Here is a 20,209-nt window from a genome sequence, read left to right as displayed (position 1 = left end):
AGATCCAATGTGGGAGCGAGCTTGCTCGCGATGAGGGCGCCGCTGACCTCAGATCAGACCTGAGTGCCGTAACGCTTCATGGCCTCGATCGCCAACCCGCTGCCGATACTGCCGAAGATGTTCCCTTCCACATGCTGCGCATTCGGCAACATCGCCGACACGCTGTTACGCAGCGCTGGAATCCCGCTCGAACCCCCGGTGAAGAACACCGTATCCACCTGATCGACGCGCACATTGGCGTCGTTGAGCAATTGGGTCACGCTGTTGCGCACCCGCTCCAGCAGGTTGTCGATGGCCGACTCGAACAGCGCCCGGCTCAGTTCCACGCTCAAACCCGGCTCGATCCGGTCCAGCGGCACGTGGCGACTGTCAGCGTGGGTCAGCTGGATCTTGGTTTCTTCCACTTCCATCGCTAGCCAGTGCCCGGCGCGTTGGTCGATCAGCTTGAACAAACGGTCGATGCCGCCGGTGTCTTCGATGTCGTAGCGCATGCTGCCCAGGGCCAGGGTCGACTTCTGCGAGTACACCGAGTTGATGGTGTGCCAGGTCGCCAGGTTCATGTGGTGGCTGGTGGGCATGTAGGCGCCGCTCTTCATCCGGCTGCCGTAGCCGAACAGCGGCATCAGGCCCTGTAGGCTCAGTTGCTTGTCGAAATCGGTCCCGCCGATATGCACGCCGCCGGTGGCGAGGATGTCGTCGTGACGGTTATCGTGGCTGCGTCGCTCAGGGGACAGGCGCACCAGAGAGAAGTCCGATGTACCACCGCCAATGTCGACGATCAGTACCAGCTCTTCCTTTTCGATGGTCGACTCATAGTCGAACGCCGCGGCAATCGGCTCGTACTGGAACGAGACGTCCTTGAATCCGATGGCGCGGGCCACGTCCACCAGGGTGTTTTCGGCTTCCTGGTCGGCCATTTCATCGTCATCGACGAAAAACACCGGACGCCCCAGCACCACTTCTTCGAATTCTCGACCGGCGGCGGTCTCGGCACGCTGCTTCAACTGGCCGATGAACAGCCCGAGCAGGTCCTTGAACGGCATCGCCGTGCCGAGAACGCTGGTGTCGTGCTTGATCAGCTTGGAACCCAGCAGGCTCTTGAGCGAGCGCATCAAGCGGCCTTCGTAGCCTTCCAGGTACTCGTGCAGCGCCAGCCGGCCGTACACCGGGCGGCGTTCTTCCATGTTGAAGAAGACCACCGACGGCAGGGTGATCTTGTCGTCCTCCAGCGCGATCAGCGTTTCCATGCCAGGGCGCAGCCAGCCGACAGTGGAGTTGGACGTGCCGAAGTCGATACCGCAGGCACGGGCCGGAGATGCGTTTTTCATGTCTGTCGAGTTCCGGTTAAAAAACGGCCGCGCAGTGTATGTCAGTGCGGCGCAGAATCGAAGGCCGGCTATCTGCTAAATTCAAGGTCATCGCTCACTTGAAAGACTATCCTTGTCCCCCAAACTTACAGGCATGGCTTGGCAGCCAATCAGTGCATGCTGTGTCTGGCTGCGCGATATCGATAACGGATGGTGATTCCCTCGATGGACTTCAAAGACTATTACAAGATTCTCGGTGTGGAGCCGACCGCTGACGATAAGGCGATCAAGGCCGCCTATCGCAAGCTGGCGCGCAAATACCACCCCGACGTCAGCAAGGAAAAGGACGCCGAGGCCAAGTTCAAGGACGCCTCGGAAGCCTATGAAGCGCTGAAAAGCGCCGACAAGCGCGCCGAATACGACGACTTGCGCAAATATGGCCAGCACGGCCAACCGTTCCAGGGCCCGCCGGGTTGGCAGCGGCGTGGCGGTGCCGGTGGTTTTGGCGGTGGACAGGATGGCGGTGATTTTTCGGACTTCTTCAGTTCGATCTTCGGTAACCGTGGCCCGGGTTTCGGGGGTGGACAGTCTGGCCGCAGTGCTGGTCGTCGAGGGCAAGACGTGGAAATGGAATTAGCGGTTTTTCTGGAAGAAACCCTGTCGACCGAATCGAAAAAGATCAGTTTCCAGGTGCCGCAGCACAACGCCGCCGGTCAGCACGTCAGCAATACCAGCAAGAGTCTGAATGTGAAGATTCCGGCGGGTGTCAGCGATGGTGAGCGCATTCGGCTCAAGGGCCAGGGGGCTCCGGGTGTCGGTGGCGGCGCGAATGGCGACCTGTACCTGACCATTCGGTTTGCGCCGCACCCCAAATTCGACGTTGAAGGTGAAAACCTGATCATCACCTTGCCGCTGGCCCCGTGGGAATTGGCGCTGGGCGCGGAAGTCGCGGTGCCGACCCTGACCGGCAAGATCAACCTCAAGGTTCCGGCGGGCAGCCAGAACGGCCAGCGCATGCGCGCCAAGGGCCACGGCTTGCTGAACAAGGCCGGCCAGCGCGGCTACCTGTTTGTGCAACTCAAGGCCGTGATGCCGAAACACAGCGATGATGACGTCAAAGCGTTGTGGCAGGAGCTGGCGAAGAAAGCCGCTTTTAATCCGCGGGAGCATTTTTGATCCTCGAACCCTGGAGTAACTGACAATGAGCAGTCCCCTGATCGTTCAACTGGACATGGCAGAATTCTGTGAGGCGACCGATTTGTCGGACGTCTACGTGATCGAAATCGTCGAGCACGGCATCCTCGAACCTCAGGGCGCGCTGCCCAAGGATTGGCGTTTCAACGACGATGAACTGGCGGTCGCCAAGCGCGCCGCCAAGTTACGCCGTGACCTGGAACTGGAATGGGAAGGCGTCGCCCTGGCGCTTGACCTGCTCGAAGAAGTGCAGCAACTGCGCGCCGAAAACCGGATGCTCAGGCAGCGGTTGGGGCGGTTGGTGGGCGAGTAGTCGAATATCGACACCAGTGGCTACAAAACCACCCGCGACACCCTCGGCAACACCACGCTGAACGTCGTGCCCTCGGTCTCGCTCGAGCGGACCTCGATCGTGCCCTGATGTGCGTCCACTACCTGTTTGACGATGAACAAACCCAACCCGAGGCTGGTGGAAGGGCCGGCGAGTGCTTCGCTGGCGCTGCGCACCAGCGGGTCGAAAATCGTCGGCAGTGCGTCGGCGGGAATCGGCTCGCCGTGGTTGTGCATGGTCAGCGTCACCTGGTCGTTTTCTCCCATGATGCTCAGGGTCACAGGGCGGTGATCAGCGCCGTGCTGCAAGGCATTGCCGACGAGGTTTTGCAGCAGTTGGCCGATACGTGCACGGTCCCAGACACCGTGAGTGTCCCCTTCGACCTTCAGTAGTGAATGGCAGTCCGGCTGCCCGGCGCCGGCTTCGTCCAGCGCAGCTTTTGCTGCCGCAGCCAGGTCCATCGGTGCCGGTTCGATCGGCAGGCTGCTGCCCAAGCGATTGCGCACCAGTTCCAGCAAGTCGCTGACCATCGCCGCCATGTGCCGGGTGCTGCTCCTGATACTGGTCACATAGAGTTGGGCGTCGCCGTCCAGTTTGGCTTTGCGTAGCAGCATCTCGGTGGACATGTTCACCGCCTGCAAAGGCGTGCGCAGGTCGTGGCCCAGAATGGCCAGGAAGATGTCCCGTGAGCGATTGACCTGCTCGGCGTAGGCCGCAGTGGACTCGGCCAGGGCTTCGTCGATGGCTTCGTTGAAACGGATCATGTCCTGCAAGTACGCCATGTCCGACGACTCCAGGCTGTTGACCCACAGGCGAATCACGCTGGCCCGCAAATGGCGGAACTCAGAGGTCATCTGTACCAGATCAAACCCCACGTTATGCCGAAGCTCGCCATGGCTGGCCGCGGCCTTGTCCAGGCTTGGGGTTTTTTCCGGGCCTTCGCCCCTGGCCTTGGCCGCTTGTTCACGGGCGGTCTGGGCGGTCGTCATGTCACGGGAAGCGGCCAGCAGGATCGACCTGGCGTGGTCGCGCAAGAGCGTCCGGTCCATGGATTCAGGTTCGGGGGCAATGGATTGGGCGAACTGTTCCCATTCATCGACGATACGGTCGACATGTACCACGATGAATTCGGCGAGGCGCATGACCGTGGATCCCGAACGATGGAGGCGGTGTGTCGTCGCTTGGCGTCAGGGGGATCGTGTCAACTCGACAGCTGATCCAGGCGCAGGCGTTTGTTTGTCAGTATGGTGGTATTTATATAGTTTTAACGCGCTGATAATAAATATTTATTTGGGTTTTTAATGCATATATAAACAAGTTTTTGCTCTTTAACTTTCTAAGGGATTGCTTAGGCTGTTAGAACTTATTGTGCTTCTAAAGGCTGTTGAAATATGTTGGATGATCAAGGAATAGATATAAGGGCTGATGGATCAGTCACCCATAATAAAGGGCCTCATTTCGAGCGTATAACCCAAGCCATTCCATCGGCTATTCGCACGGCTCCCGCCTCACGGCTGGCGACCCTGACGTCCCTGCAACCCTCTGTGCCGGAATGGTATTTGAAGGCCAGAGAAATAGATCGTCAGTTTCTCAAGGACCTCATCGACGAACGTTGGCGATTGCAAGGAGCGCTGGATCAGACACTGGGCAACGTGCAACAGGACATCAACGCGTTTGCCGAGCCCTTGCTCAAACAAGCGCTTAAGGATGAGTACGGTATTGAGTTCGATGTCCACGCCACCCGCTTGCACCTCTATGTGCCCGACACCCTGATCTTCGGTATCGACACGGGGGCCAGCCGCGTGCGGCACTCCACGTTGCTGGAGGCCGCCTTGCATAACTTCGAAGCGCCGGAAACCCATGAAGACGCCTTTCGCAGTGGCTCCGGTCTGTACACCACGGATGTGCAAGGGGGGCTGCATCAGGAGCCGGTGACGGTTGGCCAGTTCGCTGCCCTGTGCCGGAAACTGGATCTCGGGCGCTGCTACCAGAATCACCTCGAGTCCGCCCTGGCGCCAGCCGAGCGGTCAGCCCGTGAAACGCTGGCGCGACAGGCCGTGGCCAGTGAAAAAGCGGCGTTCAGTGTGGCGGCACTGACGGCACTGCTCAAGGGGGATATCACGAGTTACGGCTATGGTCGCCTGCTGCAAATACGTGACGGTAGACCGGGCATCGACTTTTATGGCCGGCCGCTGCTCAGTCACCGATTGTCGTTGATGGGATTCCGGTTGACCGGTGTTGTGCTGTTCAGTGCGCTGGCTGATCCGACAGCGCTCAAGCGCGCGGTCGATGAGCTGACCCCTGAAGCATTGAAACCCTGGCTAGACCTCTCGCAACGCGTGCCGTTCTTGCCCGGACAGGCGTATGAACAGTATCAGTTGATCAATGCATTTTTTGAGAACGGCTCGCAAGCAGTCACCGAGCAGATGCTGCGCAAGGACGACATCTATCGACAGAGCCGTTTAAGCGGCAAGTTGATTGTTTATATTCCCGATGATCCGCAACACCCACTCAAAGAGTACGACTCCTTCAGCGATTTAATGAACGCGCTGATCAGTCAGTTGCGCTCAACCGAGTACCAGGCGTTCTTCAGCCGCTTCGTGGCTCAGAAAGACAAGGGCGTTTTTTTTGCGCGGGTCAATGAGCGTCTCAAGACCTTCACCTGGCAGCAACGCGAGCCCTTGGATATGGGGCCCTGGTGGCGGGAGACGGCGATCGAGAACCCGCACGCTGAACCTGTCACCAACCTCATCGAGGGCGATCTGTGGAACACGTTTTATCGTGAGCGGCTTGCCAAGGCCCTCGCCGATGCCCGGCGCATTGCGGTGCCGACCGACGATGAAGACGCGACCAGCCGTTTCAAACGCCTGACCAGTTATCTGGACATTGGCTGGAACGTCTTCAATTTCGCGGCGATGCTGGTGCCCGGATTGGGCGAAGCCATGTTGGGGGTGATGGTCGCGCAGATGCTGGCGGAGGTGGTGGAGGGCATCGAAGACTGGAGCCTGGGAGACAGGGAGCAGGCGTCAGCACATTTCACCGGGGTGCTGCTCAACTTCGCGCAACTGACCTTGATGGGGGCAGGGCATGTGTTGCCCAAGGGCGCGGTGAGACCGCTCACGCGTTCACCGTTGATCGACAACCTCAAACCGGTGGAGGTCAACGGCAAGCAACAACTCTGGCGCCCGGACCTTGGCCCCTATGAGCAACCGACCGTCCTGCCGGCAGATGCGCAAGCCGACTCCATCGGCGTTTACCAGCATGAAGGGCGGGACCTGCTGCGTCTTGACGGCAAGCACTATGGGGTCATTCAGGACCCGAACAGCGGTGAGCATCGCCTGGTGCACCCTCGTCGACCGCAGGCTTATCAACCGCGGTTGGAGCACAACGGCGTCGGCAGCTGGAAGACTGAACTCGATCGCCCGCTGGAGTGGGAAACACGGAGGCTTTTACGGCGACTCGGGCCATCGGTGGATGGGTTTTCCGATGAGACGCTGATGCAGGTCCATACCGTGAGCGGTGTGCCCGAGGGCGCTCTGCGCAGGATGCTGGTGGAGCAAGAAACACCGCCCGCCGCACTGGCCGATACCGTCAGGCGTTTCAAGACGTATGCCGATGCGCAGGCGTGCGCTGAGCGGATCCTCACCGATCAGGTCAGCGAACAGTGGGCCGGTTTTCTACCCCGGTTCATGACCGAGTTGCCGGGATGGCCCGAGGGCAAGGCTATCGAGGTCTTCGATCAGGCGGATTTCTCGGGGCCGTCGATCAAGGAGGGCTATGCACAGGCTTCACCCGTGGACACGTTGAAGATGACCCGGGAGCAACTCATTGCAGGGGATCTGCCCGAGCGTGTCGTGCAGTTTCTCGATGAACAAGACGTGCGCGAGGTGATCGGTCAGTGGATGTCAGGTGATCGACGGGCACATGTCGAGGCCTTGCGAACGCAATTGGCCCGGCAAGCGCAAAAACGCAATCGGTGGATTTTCGATCAGTTGTACTCGGCTCGCGAACGTTCGGCGAACCCACTGGTGAATCTGCTCAAGCGTGACTACTCCGCGCTGTCGACCAGTATGGCCGAAGAGCTGCTGCACCCTGCCGAGCCTGCGGACTTGCAACACATGACCGAGAAAAGGCGCATACCGTTGACCATGGCTCGACGAGCCGAGGAGGCCGAACGGCATGTGCGGCTGACACGCGCCTATGAAGGGCTTTACCTCGAAGACCTCTATAACGCCGACACCCCCCGGCTGGCGCTGCACTCGCTGGAAACTCTGGCGGGCTGGCCAGTGGATGTGCGTATAGAGATTCGTGAGTATTCATTTGAAGGCACGTTACACGACAGCATCGGGCCGCTCGACGCGCCGATCCGCAAGGTGCTGATTGTCGGCGAGGATGGGCAATACCAGGCTCGCGACGACCTCGATCAGCACCTGCACGGCGCGGACAATCTTTATGCCGCTGTACTGCATGCCTTGCCCGACACACAACGTGCGGCGCTGGGGTTTGAGATCCATGAGGCGCCACGGCTTGAAAAAGCGGTACAAGCCCAGCCGTTGGCCCGTCACCTGCTTGAGCCGGTTCTGCGGGAAAACCCCATCCGCAAACCCGCTTACGATCCGCAGATCATGCGTCTGCGTGGTGGCATGCCAGGGTATGCGCAGCACACGCTGGACTGGTCGCAGCTGCGTCGCCGGGCGGGTTCGCTCTATCCGGGTTTCAGCGAAGCGCAGATCGAGACGTTGCTGACGGGGTTCAGCCAGAACGGTGGTTCGGCCCATGTGCGCCTGAGCGCACTGGAGTCAGAATTCAATCAGTTGAACCGGACACTGCAAGGCTGGATGAACTCGCCGACCATCGCTTTTCGCTTCAGTCCGGCGGGTGTGGTTGAGTGGCAATCGAGAAACCGGCTCTACACGGCGATCAGGCAATGCTGGCAGCGAACCGGGCCAAGAGGGATCGAGGTGCCTGGTGTCATCTCGCCCCAGGCGCTGGTTCTGGATAACCTCCCCATGAACCGGCACCTTGCGAACATGCCGAGGTTGACCGCGAACTTTGACCATGTGACCCGTTTGAGCATGCGCGATACCGACATGCTCAGTACTCAGACACAATTCCTCGAGTCGTTTGATCGGGTGCGCTACTTGAATCTGGCGGGCAACCTGTTGAATCGTTTTCCAACGGTCATCGGTGATATGCGCTACCTCACCGACCTGGTGCTCAGTGACAACAGAATCGAGCTGACCCACGGTGCGGTTGCCCGTCTGAGAAACCTGACACGCATTAGAGCCCTGTCGTTGAGCGGCAATCCGCTGTTGTTAATGCCCGATATCAGCCGGATGCCGCATTTGCAGGTGCTGATGCTGGAAGAAACGGGAATCGACAGCTGGCCCGTAGGGCTCTTTTCCCAACCGCGCCCGCGCAGCATGCTCCTGAACCTGCGGCGCAACCTCATCAGTCGCATACCGGAGGTCGCTCCCGGCTCGTTTCGGGCAGAACTGTTGGCTCGCACACTGCTGAGTCGCGAGCCGCAATGGCTACCGGCGGATAACCTGAACTCCCTCAGGCTTTACATCGAGTCGGTCGGTCTGGACCCCGAGCGCTCGTATCCTCCCAGAGGGACGCTGGACAGCTCTGAATGGGCGCAGGGTATGTCCGATCAACAGTGGAATGTCAGGCAGGACGTATGGAATGCGGTGGAAGACGAGTTCCACTCCGAAGCCTTCTTCAATGAAATCAGAAAACTCACCCATTCGGCCGACTTCACGGCCGGCGGCACTTATCAGGCGGACCTGACCGCCAAGGTCTGGCGCATGCTGGAGGCCATGGCCGAGAACAGCGAATTGCGGGCCAAACTGTTCAGCGAGGCCGCGACACCTACCGAATGCGTGGATGGCGGTACACAGTTGTTCAATGCCATGGGGGTGCAGGTGTTGCTCCATGAAGCTTATGGCTTGCTTCGCAAGGATCTGGTCGAGTTGCACCTGATCGAGCTGGCCAGAGGCAAGTCCCGTCTCGATGAACTCGGGGCCATCGCCCGCCAGCGAGTCGCCACGCGGTTAGCGGCGGGTGAGCGGTTCCGGCGCCTTGACGCCGAGGGCAATGTCATCGGGACCATCGACGAGGTTGAAGTGCACCTGGCATACATGACGGACCTGGCCGAGCGTCTGGATTTGCCGTGGCAGGCCCGGGGTATGCAGTTCAGGGCGATCGCCGGGGTGACGAAAGAGATGATCGACGCGGCCTTTGAGCGGGTCATGGCGCTTGAAGAGGGCGACCTGCTGCGCGAGCAAATCCTCAAGCAATCGTTCTGGAAAGACTGGCTGGAGGCGTCGTACTCAGAGGAACTCAACGCCTTCAAACGGCGAGTCGACGCGACCACCGAATTACAGGACGCCTTGCAACGACGAGCTGAGGGCGCTGAGCTTCCCGAGGCGCAAAAGACCCGGCTGGAGGCAGAAGTAAGCACGCTGGCGCAAGAACTGGGCCATCGGCCAGACGAGTTCGCTGACGGGCGCAGCATGAACGACGATCAATACGTGCAAGCGTTGAATCTGATTGATGAGCAGATGAAGGCGCTGATGAGCACGCTGACTCAGCAAGCCATTGACCGAGCCCGTCTGCAGCGGGTTGAAATTCCCTTCACGATTGACCCGGACTTCTCGATGTAAGCCGCGACTCAGGCCTCGATGCGTTCTGGCATCGAGGCCTTTTTCTTTGTGCTGCTAACAGACTCAGAACAGAAAATACCGCTGCGCCATCGGCAGCACATCCGCCGGTTCGCACCACAGCAACACGCCGTCGGCCTTGACCTGATAGGTCTGTGGATCGACGTCGATGTTCGGCAGGTAGTCGTTGTGGATCAGGTCGGTTTTCTGCACGTTGCGACAACCTTTGACCACAGCGATTTTCTTTTTCAGACCCAGCGCTTCGGCAAGGCCTGCCTCCTGAGCCGCCTGGCTGATGAAGGTCAGGCTGGTGGCGTGCAGCGAGCCACCATAACTGGCGAACATCGGCCGGTAGTGCACCGGTTGCGGCGTCGGAATCGAAGCGTTGGCGTCGCCCATCAGGCTGGCCGCGATGGCGCCACCCTTGAGGATCAACGTCGGTTTGACGCCGAAAAACGCTGGACGCCAAAGCACCAGATCGGCCCATTTACCGACTTCGATGGAGCCCACTTCGTGGCTGATGCCGTGAGTGATCGCCGGGTTGATGGTGTATTTGGCGATGTAGCGTTTGGCGCGGAAGTTGTCGTTACCTTCGCCATCACCGGCCAGCGGGCCGCGCTGTTTTTTCATCTTGTCGGCGGTCTGCCAGGTGCGCGTGATGACTTCGCCGACGCGGCCCATGGCCTGGCTGTCGGAGCTGATCATCGAGAATGCGCCGAGGTCGTGGAGGATGTCTTCGGCGGCGATGGTTTCGCGGCGAATGCGGCTTTCGGCGAAGGCCACGTCTTCGGCAATGCTTGGGTCCAGGTGGTGGCAGACCATCAGCATGTCGAGGTGTTCGTCGATGGTGTTGCGGGTGAACGGCCGGGTCGGGTTGGTCGAACTCGGCAGCACGTTGGCGAAACCGCAGGCCTTGATGATGTCCGGCGCGTGGCCGCCACCGGCCCCTTCGGTGTGATAGGTGTGGATGGTCCGACCCTTGAAGGCGGCGAGGGTAGTTTCGACGAAACCCGATTCGTTAAGGGTGTCGGTGTGGATCGCCACCTGCACGTCGAACTGGTCGGCGACGTTCAGGCAGTTGTCGATGCTCGCCGGCGTGGTGCCCCAATCTTCGTGCAATTTTAGGCCGATGGCGCCGGCCTTGACCTGTTCGATCAACGGCTCCGGCAGGCTGGCGTTGCCCTTGCCGGTAAGGCCGATGTTCATCGGGAAGGCGTCGGCGGCCTGAAGCATCCGCGCCAGGTGCCACGGGCCTGAGGTACAGGTGGTAGCGTTGGTGCCCGTCGCCGGTCCCGTGCCGCCGCCGATCATGGTGGTGACGCCGCTCATCAGCGCTTCTTCGATCTGCTGCGGGCAGATGAAGTGGATGTGCGTGTCGATGCCGCCAGCGGTGAGGATCATGCCTTCGCCGGCGATCACTTCGGTGCTGGCGCCAACCGCGATAGTCACGTTTGGCTGGATATCCGGGTTGCCGGCCTTGCCGATGGCCGCAATGCGCCCGTCCTTGAGGCCGACGTCGGCTTTGACGATGCCCCAGTGGTCGATGATCAGCGCATTGGTGATCAGCGTGTCGACCACCTCGGCGGCGAGCAATTGGCTTTGGCCCTGGCCGTCACGGATGACTTTTCCGCCGCCGAATTTCACTTCTTCGCCGTAGGTGGTGAAGTCCTTTTCGACTTCGATCCACAGTTCGGTGTCGGCCAGGCGGACCTTGTCACCGACGGTGGGGCCGAACATGTCGGCGTAGGCTTGACGGGAAATCTTCATTCGTTCGCCTTGAGATTCAATTGTGTTTGGGACCGCTCGCTTAGCTCGCTATCGCAGCCTTCGGCAGCTCCTACGGGGTGTTCACACGAGATCGCGTTGAATGCGACCGGCGTAGGAGCTGCCGCAGGCTGCGATCTTTTGGGTGCGCTTCAGTCCAGGTCGCCCATGATCCTGCCGGCAAACCCGAACACCCGGCGGTGCCCGGCCAGGTCTACCAGCTCGACCTCGCGGCGCTGTCCCGGCTCGAAGCGCACGGCGGTGCCGGCCGGGATGTTCAGGCGCATGCCACGGCTGGCGGCACGGTCGAAGGTCAGGGCGTCGTTGGTTTCGAAAAAATGGTAATGCGAGCCCACCTGAATCGGCCGGTCGCCGCTGTTGGCCACGGTCAGGCTCAGGGTGCGACGGCCGGCGTTGAGCTCGATGTCGCCGGGCTGGATCTGATATTCGCCAGGAATCATTCGGGTTGTCCCAACGTCTTGTAGTAGATGGCGGTCGGGGTGTAGCGACCGTCCGGGCTTTGGCAGTAGTTCGGCAGTTCACCGACACGGGTGTAGCCCAGAGACTGATAGAACGCTTCGGCCGCTGAGCCGGCTTCGGTGTCGAGGTACAGCAGGCCACGATTGTACTGGCGCGCGGTAAGCTCCAGGGCATCCATCAGTTGCTGAGCAAGGCCACGTCGCCGCGCTTTGTGCAGCACTTGCAGTTTTTGCACTTCGGCACGATTGCGCCCGTTGGCTTTCTGGCACAGGCCCAGTTGTACGCTGGCCAGGACCTTTTCATCCTGAACCACCACCCACAGCAACAGGCTGCCGTCCTCAAGGCCAGCCTGCACACTGTTGATGTAGGCGCGGGCCTGGGCGTCATCGATGTCGGCCATGAAGCCGATCGAGGCGCCGTGTTGCACCGCGTCAAACAGCAAATCGATCAACCCCAGACGATAGTGCGCAAAGCTTTCGGCGTTCACGCGTCGCAGTTGGGCAGTGTTCATGGTGTATCACTCCTTGTGGGTGACAGGCGGCTCCGCGCCCGGGTTTAGGGTCAGTTGCATGAAGGTCAGGTCGAGCCAGCGGCCGAACTTGGTGCCCACTTGCGGCATGTGCCCGGTGGTGATGAAACCGGACCGTTCGTGCAGGCGAATCGAGGCGGCGTTAGCGCTTTCGATGGCGGCGACCATCACGTGTTTGTTGCAGTCCCTGGCCCGCTCGATCAGCGCGCTCATCAGCTGTGGGCCGAGGCCATTGCCGCGTTGATCGTTGCGCACGTACACCGAATGTTCAACGGTGTGGCGGAAACCATCGAACGGCCGCCAGTCGCCGAACGAGGCGTAGCCGAGCACGCTGTTGTCGGCGTCGACGATTACCAGTACAGGATAACCCTGGGATTGCCGGGCGCTGAACCAGGCCTGGCGGTTACCGAGGTCCACGGCCTGTTCGTTCCAGATCGCTGTCGTATTGAGGACCGCGTCGTTGTAGATGTCGCGAATCGCCGGCAGGTCGGCGTGCAGCGCATCACGGATGTGATAAGTCATGGCGCGGCCTCAGACGATGGGTTGGTGGACGGTGACCAGTTTGGTGCCGTCGGGAAAGGTCGCCTCGACCTGGATCTCCGGGATCATTTCCGGGATGCCTTCCATTACCTGTTCGCGGCTGAGCAGGGTGGTGCCGTAGTGCATCAGTTCGGCCACCGTCTGGCCGTCACGCGCGCCTTCGAGCAGCGCCGCGGAAATATAGGCCATGGCTTCCGGGTAGTTGAGTTTCACGCCGCGCGCCAAACGCCGCTCGGCCACGAGGCCGGCGGTGAAGATCAGCAGCTTGTCTTTTTCGCGTGGGGTCAGGTCCATGTAAAGTCCATATCAAATCGTGTTGTAAACGCTATCCGTAGGAGCTGCCGCAGGCTGCGATCTTTTGACCTTTGTCTGTCGCGTCGCAAGAAGATCAAAAGATCGCAGCCTGCGGCAGCTCCTACGGGTATGTGTGTTCAGGTGCTCCATATTCTTGGTGAGACTGCTTCGCGGCCGAGCAACGCCGGGCGCAGCAGTTTCCATAAATCGATCAACCAACCGCGAGCCAACAAGGCCTCACTGGCCAGGCACCGGGCGACTAACAACCCCGGCAACTGAGTCAGATCACCCCGTACGTCATTGGGCAACGAACGGCAGGCCTCCAGCAATTCGCTATCGACTTCACCCGTCACCAGCAACGTCGCAAACACCGGCTGACCGTCCAGCCCTATCGGCGAATCAAGCAAACCGTCATTCCCGACAATGCGCTGGCGTTCGTGCCAGAGCAACTGGCCGTCGCGGCGGATTTCCAATTGCGATTGAAAGTGCCCATGCTCGAAACGTTCGCCGCTGGCCGGACGACCCAGCGCCACGACGTCCCAATAGAACAACCGCGCGTCACCTTGCAGTTCAATAGACGTGCTGAGCTCAGCCTGGGCGGCGCTGAAGACAATGGTTTCTTGCGGTAGCCACTCCAGCGTGGCGCCGGCCGCGACGTTCAAGTCGAGCTGCTGGTAGGCCGGCCCGGCGGCGCGATACCACTTGGCAGCACCGGGGCTGGTCAGCTGCGCCCAGGCGTCTGCACCGACGCAGGCCGTAATCGCCAATCGATCACCGCCGGCAATTCCACCCGGCGGGTGGACGATGATGTGCTGGCACACCTCGGGGCCTTCGGCGTACAGGTGCTTTTGCACCCGCAGCGGACCCTTGTGCCGGCGCAGGACCGGGCGCGTGCTGTCGCCGAATCGGGCGTAGCCGAGCTCCAGCTCAGCGTGCCAGCTAGGGGTAAACAGGGCAGTGAAGACAGGTAAATTCATAGTTTCTAATGATCGTCAGGACGCTTCAGACTAGATCGTAACCAGCCCGCGCACACCCTCGGCCTCCATATTTTCTCCGCGTCCTTGCTGGACGATCTCGCCCCTGGACATCACCAGGTAGTGATCGGCCAGCTCGGCGGCGAAATCATAGAATTGCTCGACCAGCAGAATCGCCATGTCGCCACGGGCTGCGAGCTTTTTGATCACCGCGCCAATCTCCTTGATCACCGACGGCTGAATACCTTCGGTGGGCTCATCGAGGATCAGCAAGCGCGGCCGACTGGCCAGTGCGCGGCCAATGGCCAACTGTTGCTGCTGACCGCCCGACAGATCGCCACCGCGCCGCTGCTTCATTTGCAGCAACACCGGGAACAGCTCGTAGATGAACGCCGGGACTTCCCTGGCCTCCGAGCCCGGAAAACGTGACAGGCCCATCAGCAGGTTTTCTTCCACCGTCAGCCGCCCGAAAATCTCCCGGCCTTGTGGCACGTAAGCGATGCCGGCGTGAACCCGTTGATGCGGTTTGAACGAGGTGATCGGTTTGCCTTCCCAGTTCACTGCGCCTTCTTTGGCGGGCAACAGACCCATCAGGCATTTGAGCAGGGTGGTCTTGCCGACACCGTTGCGCCCGAGCAGGCAGGTGACTTCACCGACCTTCACCTCAAAGCTCAGGCCCCGCAGAATGTGGCTACCGCCGTAGTACTGGTGCAGCTTGTCGACTTGCAGCATGTTCAAATTCCTTGTGTTCAACACGGTCCCGCTCTTGTAGGAGCTGTCGAGTGAAACGAGGCTGCGATCTGTTCAGAACAAAAACAAGATCAAAAGATCGCAGCCTGCGGCAGCTCCTACAGGGCGGGGGCTATCGACCTAAATACACCTCGATCACCCGCTCGTTATCCTGCACCTGTTCCAGCGACCCTTCGGCCAGTACGCTGCCCTGGTGCAGCACCGTGACGTGGTCGGCAATCGAGCCGACGAAACCCATGTCGTGCTCCACCACCATCAGCGAATGCTTGCCGGCCAGGCTTTTGAACAGCTCGGCGGTGAATTCGGTTTCAGCGTCGGTCATGCCCGCCACCGGCTCATCGAGCAGCAGCAATTGTGGGTCTTGCATCAGCAACATGCCGATTTCCAGAAACTGCTTTTGCCCGTGTGACAGCAAGCCGGCCGGGCGATTGACCGAACTGGTCAGGCGAATGGTTTCCAGTACCTCGCAGATCCGGTCTGTTTGTTCGCCATTAAGTTTCGCCCGCAGACTGGCCCACACCGATTTGTCGGTTTTCTGTGCCAGTTCGAGGTTTTCAAACACGCTCAAGGCTTCAAACACGGTCGGCTTCTGGAACTTGCGACCAATCCCGGCCTGGGCGATCTGCACTTCGCTCATTTGCGTCAGGTCCAGGGTTTCACCGAACCAGGCCTTGCCATGGCTGGGCCGGGTCTTGCCGGTGATCACGTCCATCAACGTGGTTTTGCCGGCGCCGTTGGGGCCGATGATGCAGCGCAGTTCGCCGACGCCGATATACAGATTCAGCGCATTGAGTGCCTTGAAACCATCGAAACTGACGCTGATGTCTTCAAGCGTGAGGATCGTGCCATGGCGGGTGTTCAGGCCTTTTTCGACGCGTTGCCCCAGACCGATCGCATCGCGGCTGCTGCCGGCGTCGTTGTTGGGCTCCGGTGGAAAAAAGACCGGCTCGAGCATGAACTCGGCTGTCGGTGTGATTCTCATTGTTCTGCCCTTTTCTTCAGCAGACCGATCACGCCTTTGGGCAGGTACAGGGTCACGACGATAAACAGCGCGCCGAGGAAGAACAGCCAGTATTCGGGGAACGCCACGGTGAACCAGCTCTTCATGCCATTGACCACGCCCGCCCCGAGCAACGGCCCGATCAACGTGCCGCGCCCGCCGAGTGCGACCCACACGGCGGCTTCGATGGAGTTGGTCGGCGACATTTCGCTGGGGTTGATGATGCCGACTTGCGGCACATACAGCGCACCGGCCAGACCGCACAACACCGCGCTCAAGACCCAGACAAACAGCTTGAAACCGCGTGGGTCGTAACCGCAGAACATCAGCCGGTTTTCCGCATCACGCAGTGCAGTCAATACCCGGCCGAACTTGCTTTGTGCCAGGCGCCAGCCGATGAACAGGCTCGCCACCAGCAACAGCACGGTGGCGACGAACAGCACCGCGCGAGTGCCCGGCTCGGTGATGCCGAACCCCAGAATCGTGCGGAAATTGGTGAAGCCGTTGTTGCCGCCAAACCCGGTCTCGTTGCGGAAAAACAGCAACATCCCGGCGAAGGTCAGGGCCTGAGTCATGATCGAGAAATACACGCCCTTGATCCGCGAGCGGAAGGCAAAGAAACCGAACACCAGCGCCAGCAAACCCGGCGCCAACACCACCAGGCACATCGCCCAGATAAAGCTGCTGGTGCCGGTCCAGTACCACGGCAGTTCGGTCCACGAGAGGAAGGTCATGAATGCCGGCAGGCCATCGCCTGAAGCCTGGCGCATCAGGTACATGCCCATCGCGTAACCGCCGAGGGCGAAGAACAGGCCATGGCCGAGCGAAAGCAAACCGGCGTAACCCCAGACCAGATCCAGCGCCAGGGCGACGATGGCGTAGCAGAGAATTTTGCCGACCAGCGTCAGGGTGTAGGCGGAAACGTGCAGCGGATTGTCCGGCGACAACAGCGAAAGCAGCGGCAAGGCCAGCAGCAGCGCGAGGATCACTGCGCCAATGGCAATCGTGACTTTGGGGCCGGCTTTTTGCGTGGCTGTGAGCATCAGGGGCTGGTTCATCAGTCGATTACCCGTCCTTTCAGTGCGAAGAGTCCTTGCGGGCGTTTCTGAATGAACAGAATGATCAGCGCGAGGATCAGGATCTTGCCAAGTACGGCACCGATTTGCGGTTCAAGAATCTTGTTGGCGATCCCCAGGCCGAACGCGGCGAGCACGCTGCCGGCCAGTTGGCCAACGCCGCCGAGCACCACCACCAGGAACGAATCGATGATGTAGCTCTGGCCCAGATCCGGGCCGACGTTGCCGACTTGACTCAGGGCTACGCCACCCAGGCCGGCGATGCCCGAGCCGAGCCCAAAGGCGAGCATGTCGACGCGCCCGGTGGGTACGCCACAGCAGGCCGCCATGTTGCGGTTCTGGGTGACCGCGCGCACGTTCAAGCCGAGGCGGGTCTTGTTCAGCAGCAGCCAGGTCAGCACCACCACAAACAGGGCGAAGGCGATGATCACGATGCGGTTGTATGGCAGTACCAGATTGGGCAGTACCTGAATCCCGCCCGAGAGCCAGGCCGGGTTTGCCACTTCGACGTTTTGCGCACCGAACAGCAGTCGGACCAGCTGAATCAGCATCAGGCTGATACCCCAGGTGGCCAGCAGGGTTTCCAGCGGCCGGCCGTAGAGGTGGCGAATCACCGTGCGCTCCAGCGCCATGCCGATGCCGGCGGTGACAAAAAACGCCACCGGCAACGCCACCAGCGGGTAGAACTCGATGGCTTGCGGCAAGAAGCGCTGGAACAGCAACTGCACCACATACGTGGAGTAGGCACCGAGCATCAGCATCTCGCCATGGGCCATATTGATCACCCCGAGCAGGCCGAAAGTGATCGCCAGACCGAGGGCCGCCAACAGCAGGATCGATCCCAGGGACATGCCGCTGAAGGCCTGGCCGAGCAACTCACCGACCAGCAGTTTGCGTTTAACCTGGGCCAGGCTGGTTTCAGCCGCCGTGTGCACCGAGGCATCGGCTTCGACGCCGGGTTGGAGCAAGCCTTCGAGGCGGGTGCGGGCCAGTGGGTCGCCGGTTTCACCGAGCAAGCGCACGGCCGCCAGGCGCACGGTCGGGTCACTGTCCACCAGTTGCAGGTTGGCCAGCGCGAGGCTCAGGGCAGCGTGAACGGCTTCATCTTTTTCAGTGGCGAGTTGCTGGTCGAGGAATGCAAGCTGCGCAGGTTTTGCGCTTTTTTGCAGTTGTTGTGCGGCGCTCAAACGCAGTTTGCTGTCAGCGGCGAGCAGTTGATGACTGGCCAGCGCAGTGTCGATCAAACCCCGCAGGCGGTTGTTCAGGCGCAGGGTTTTGGTTTCGCCGTCGACGGTCAGCGTTCCCTGTTGCAGGGCGTTGATCAGTTCGATGCGAGCCGGCACGGGCTGCGCGGCCCAGGTTTCCAACAACTTGGCTTGCTGCACGGGATTGGCCGCGACGAAGTCTTCGGCGTCCCCGGCGTGGGCGGCCATCGGCAACAGCAGTGCCAGGGCGAGAAACAGACGGTAAAGGGCAGTGGGCATGTCATTGGCCTTACGCGGTCAATGTGGGAGCGAGCTTGCTCGCGATAGCGGTGGGCCAGGCAACATTGATGTTGATTGATAAACCGTCATCGCGAGCAAGCTCGCTCCCACAGGAGTTATGCCAGCCCTGAGCTCCGTGCTCGGGCACGACATCCAGTGGCTTAGTTGCTCTTCACCGCATATTCCGGCTTCTTGTCGTTACCCGGTATGAACGGGCTCCACGGCTGGGCGCGGATCGGGCCTTCGGTCTGCCATACCACGTTGAACTGACCGTTCGCCTGGATCTCGCCGATCATCACCGGCTTGTGCAGGTGGTGGTTGGTCTTGTCCATGGTCAGGGTGTAGCCCGACGGCGCGGCGAAGGTCTGGCCAGCCAAGGCTTCACGGACCTTGTCGACATCAGTGGATTTGGCTTTCTCCGCGGCCTGCGCCCACATGTGGATGCCGACGTAGGTGGCTTCCATCGGGTCGTTGGTCACCGCTTTATCCGCGCCCGGCAGGTTGTGTTTTTTGGCGTAGGCTTTCCAGTCGGCGACGAACTTCTGGTTCACCGGGTTTTCCACCGATTCGAAGTAGTTCCACGCGGCGAGGTTGCCCACCAGCGGTTTGGTGTCGATGCCGCGCAGTTCCTCTTCGCCCACCGAGAAGGCCACGACCGGTACGTCGGTAGCTTTCAGGCCCTGGTTGGCCAGTTCTTTATAGAACGGCACGTTGGAGTCGCCGTTGACCGTGGAAATGACCGCCGTCTTGCCGCCGGCCGAGAACTTTTTGATGTTGGCGACGATGGTTTGATAGTCGCTGTGACCGAACGGCGTGTAGACCTCTTCGATGTCCTTGTCGGCCACGCCTTTGGAGTGCAGGAACGAACGCAGGATTTTGTTGGTGGTGCGCGGGTAGACGTAGTCGGTGCCGAGCAGGAAGTAGCGCTTGGCGCTGCCGCCTTCTTCGCTCATCAGGTATTCCACTGCCGGGATCGCCTGCTGGTTCGGCGCGGCGCCGGTGTAGAAGACGTTCGGCGACATCTCTTCGCCTTCGTACTGCACCGGGTAAAACAGCAGACCGTTGAGCTCTTCGAACACCGGCAGTACCGATTTACGCGACACCGAAGTCCAGCAGCCGAACACCACCGCAACCTTGTCCTGGGTCAGCAACTGCCGGCCCTTTTCCGCGAACAGCGGCCAGTTCGATGCCGGGTCGACCACCACCGGTTCGAGCATCTTGCCGTTGACCCCACCCTTGGCGTTGATCTCGTCGATGGTCATCAGCGCCATGTCTTTGAGCGAGGTTTCGGAGATCGCCATGGTCCCTGACAGCGAATGCAGGATCCCGACCTTGATGGTCTCGGCGGCCTGGACGCTCCAGGTCATGCCCATCGCGGCAATGCTTGCCGATAGTGTGAAAGCCTTGATCAAACTGCGACGCTTCATTGTGCGATCTCCATGAACTTATGAATTTTCTTGGTTGGCAGATGCGGACGACTGAAGGGTCTTTAGCAAGGGCTGTGCCCGGTCGGAGAAAGGCAAGGAAATGTCGTGTTAGAGCGGTTGCGTGGTTTGGTGACGCACCATGAAGGAACGTGTCTGGCGCGTTGGTGCGTCGAGGCGCGCCAGATTAGGGCGCTGAGTAGTTCGGGGTTACCCCAATCAACTGTGGGAGCGAGCTTGCTCGCTCCCACAGTTGATAGTGGTGGGGTTTAGCGGCGGCGCATCAGGCCGATGAAGAACAGGCCGCCGATGGCTGCTGTGGGACTGTCATAAATTTTGTGTTCGGGCATAACATGTTGCAGAGGTGCATGTATGCCGACCAAGAAAAAACCGGCCC

Annotated in this window: 16 protein-coding genes; 3 read left to right on the top strand and 13 right to left on the bottom strand. The window is 60.4% G+C overall.

Translation table 11 applies throughout. The features are described from left to right. Positions 1-53: 53 nt before the first annotated feature. Positions 54-1,328 (bottom strand): Hsp70 family protein, encoded by a 1,275-nt coding sequence (locus tag AC1RPZ_RS27130; RefSeq protein WP_493140961.1) that lies wholly within the window; start codon positions 1,326-1,328, stop codon positions 54-56. A gap of 204 nt (positions 1,329-1,532) precedes the next feature. On the opposite strand from AC1RPZ_RS27130, the gene AC1RPZ_RS27125 reads away from it, so the two are divergent. Continuing rightward, complete coding sequence (locus AC1RPZ_RS27125) at positions 1,533-2,483, top strand: DnaJ C-terminal domain-containing protein (RefSeq protein ID WP_493140959.1); 951 nt, start codon at positions 1,533-1,535, stop codon at positions 2,481-2,483. 25 nt (positions 2,484-2,508) lie between these two features. Beyond that, a complete protein-coding gene (locus tag AC1RPZ_RS27120; RefSeq protein WP_493140957.1) occupies positions 2,509-2,814 on the top strand; it encodes a chaperone modulator CbpM in 306 nt (101 codons plus the stop codon). A 20-nt stretch (positions 2,815-2,834) separates the two neighbouring features. Here AC1RPZ_RS27120 and AC1RPZ_RS27115 read toward each other — a convergent pair whose 3' ends face one another. Next, complete coding sequence (locus AC1RPZ_RS27115) at positions 2,835-3,974, bottom strand: sensor histidine kinase (protein ID WP_493140955.1); 1,140 nt, start codon at positions 3,972-3,974, stop codon at positions 2,835-2,837. A 417-nt stretch (positions 3,975-4,391) separates the two neighbouring features. Between AC1RPZ_RS27115 and AC1RPZ_RS27110 the strand changes: the two genes are divergently transcribed. Beyond that, positions 4,392-9,500, top strand: a complete 5,109-nt coding sequence (locus AC1RPZ_RS27110) for an NEL-type E3 ubiquitin ligase domain-containing protein (RefSeq protein WP_493140953.1) — start codon at positions 4,392-4,394, stop codon at positions 9,498-9,500. Positions 9,501-9,563: 63 nt separating this feature from the next. On the opposite strand, the gene ureC is transcribed toward AC1RPZ_RS27110, so the two are convergent. From ureC to urtA, 11 genes are all read right to left on the bottom strand, one after another. Continuing rightward, the gene (ureC, locus tag AC1RPZ_RS27105; protein ID WP_493140952.1) at positions 9,564-11,264 is read right to left on the bottom strand and encodes an urease subunit alpha; all 1,701 of its coding nucleotides are present in this window, start codon (positions 11,262-11,264) and stop codon (positions 9,564-9,566) included. Positions 11,265-11,413: 149 nt separating this feature from the next. Next, the gene (locus AC1RPZ_RS27100) at positions 11,414-11,722 is read right to left on the bottom strand and encodes an urease subunit beta (RefSeq protein WP_493140950.1); all 309 of its coding nucleotides are present in this window, start codon (positions 11,720-11,722) and stop codon (positions 11,414-11,416) included. Further along, complete coding sequence (locus tag AC1RPZ_RS27095) at positions 11,719-12,252, bottom strand: GNAT family N-acetyltransferase (RefSeq protein ID WP_493140948.1); 534 nt, start codon at positions 12,250-12,252, stop codon at positions 11,719-11,721. Before AC1RPZ_RS27095 ends, AC1RPZ_RS27100 begins: the two co-directional genes overlap by 4 nt. A gap of 6 nt (positions 12,253-12,258) precedes the next feature. After that, positions 12,259-12,792 carry a GNAT family N-acetyltransferase gene (locus AC1RPZ_RS27090; protein WP_493140946.1) on the bottom strand — a complete coding sequence of 178 codons (534 nt, stop codon included), beginning with the start codon at positions 12,790-12,792 and terminating at the stop codon, positions 12,259-12,261. A gap of 9 nt (positions 12,793-12,801) precedes the next feature. After that, positions 12,802-13,104, bottom strand: coding sequence for an urease subunit gamma (gene ureA, locus AC1RPZ_RS27085; RefSeq protein WP_003221215.1), 303 nt, complete (start codon positions 13,102-13,104; stop codon positions 12,802-12,804). A 137-nt stretch (positions 13,105-13,241) separates the two neighbouring features. Next, a complete protein-coding gene (locus AC1RPZ_RS27080) occupies positions 13,242-14,081 on the bottom strand; it encodes an urease accessory protein UreD (RefSeq protein ID WP_493140945.1) in 840 nt (279 codons plus the stop codon). Positions 14,082-14,111: 30 nt separating this feature from the next. Then, entirely contained in the window at positions 14,112-14,810 is a 699-nt protein-coding gene (gene urtE, locus AC1RPZ_RS27075; RefSeq protein WP_493140943.1) for an urea ABC transporter ATP-binding subunit UrtE, read from the bottom strand. A gap of 130 nt (positions 14,811-14,940) precedes the next feature. Beyond that, positions 14,941-15,810 carry an urea ABC transporter ATP-binding protein UrtD gene (gene urtD, locus AC1RPZ_RS27070; RefSeq protein ID WP_493140941.1) on the bottom strand — a complete coding sequence of 290 codons (870 nt, stop codon included), beginning with the start codon at positions 15,808-15,810 and terminating at the stop codon, positions 14,941-14,943. Beyond that, positions 15,807-16,886 (bottom strand): urea ABC transporter permease subunit UrtC, encoded by a 1,080-nt coding sequence (urtC, locus tag AC1RPZ_RS27065; RefSeq protein ID WP_493140939.1) that lies wholly within the window; start codon positions 16,884-16,886, stop codon positions 15,807-15,809. Before urtC ends, urtD begins: the two co-directional genes overlap by 4 nt. Beyond that, positions 16,886-18,388, bottom strand: a complete 1,503-nt coding sequence (gene urtB / locus AC1RPZ_RS27060) for an urea ABC transporter permease subunit UrtB (RefSeq protein WP_493140937.1) — start codon at positions 18,386-18,388, stop codon at positions 16,886-16,888. The genes urtC and urtB overlap by 1 nt, the downstream gene beginning before the upstream one ends. Before the next feature lie 161 nt (positions 18,389-18,549). Next, positions 18,550-19,815: an urea ABC transporter substrate-binding protein gene (gene urtA, locus AC1RPZ_RS27055; RefSeq protein ID WP_493140935.1), complete on the bottom strand. Its 1,266-nt coding sequence runs from the start codon at positions 19,813-19,815 to the stop codon at positions 18,550-18,552. Positions 19,816-20,209 lie beyond the last annotated feature (394 nt).

Source organism: Pseudomonas sp. GW822-FHT02D10, from assembly GCF_058802345.1.
Note: the sequence above shows the minus strand (reverse complement) of the source record. Positions and strands in the feature narration are given on the sequence as shown.

Coding starts and splice junctions, on each gene's coding strand:
- AC1RPZ_RS27130 (WP_493140961.1), bottom strand. CDS start 1,328: ATGAAAAACGCATCTCCGGCCCGTGCCTGCGGTATCGACTTCGGCACG.
- AC1RPZ_RS27125 (WP_493140959.1), top strand. CDS start 1,533: ATGGACTTCAAAGACTATTACAAGATTCTCGGTGTGGAGCCGACCGCT.
- AC1RPZ_RS27120 (WP_493140957.1), top strand. CDS start 2,509: ATGAGCAGTCCCCTGATCGTTCAACTGGACATGGCAGAATTCTGTGAG.
- AC1RPZ_RS27115 (WP_493140955.1), bottom strand. CDS start 3,974: ATGCGCCTCGCCGAATTCATCGTGGTACATGTCGACCGTATCGTCGAT.
- ureC (WP_493140952.1), bottom strand. CDS start 11,264: ATGAAGATTTCCCGTCAAGCCTACGCCGACATGTTCGGCCCCACCGTC.
- AC1RPZ_RS27100 (WP_493140950.1), bottom strand. CDS start 11,722: ATGATTCCTGGCGAATATCAGATCCAGCCCGGCGACATCGAGCTCAAC.
- AC1RPZ_RS27095 (WP_493140948.1), bottom strand. CDS start 12,252: ATGAACACTGCCCAACTGCGACGCGTGAACGCCGAAAGCTTTGCGCAC.
- AC1RPZ_RS27090 (WP_493140946.1), bottom strand. CDS start 12,792: ATGACTTATCACATCCGTGATGCGCTGCACGCCGACCTGCCGGCGATT.
- ureA (WP_003221215.1), bottom strand. CDS start 13,104: ATGGACCTGACCCCACGCGAAAAAGACAAGCTGCTGATCTTCACCGCC.
- AC1RPZ_RS27080 (WP_493140945.1), bottom strand. CDS start 14,081: ATGAATTTACCTGTCTTCACTGCCCTGTTTACCCCTAGCTGGCACGCT.
- urtE (WP_493140943.1), bottom strand. CDS start 14,810: ATGCTGCAAGTCGACAAGCTGCACCAGTACTACGGCGGTAGCCACATT.
- urtD (WP_493140941.1), bottom strand. CDS start 15,810: ATGAGAATCACACCGACAGCCGAGTTCATGCTCGAGCCGGTCTTTTTT.
- urtC (WP_493140939.1), bottom strand. CDS start 16,886: ATGAACCAGCCCCTGATGCTCACAGCCACGCAAAAAGCCGGCCCCAAA.
- urtB (WP_493140937.1), bottom strand. CDS start 18,388: ATGCCCACTGCCCTTTACCGTCTGTTTCTCGCCCTGGCACTGCTGTTG.
- urtA (WP_493140935.1), bottom strand. CDS start 19,815: ATGAAGCGTCGCAGTTTGATCAAGGCTTTCACACTATCGGCAAGCATT.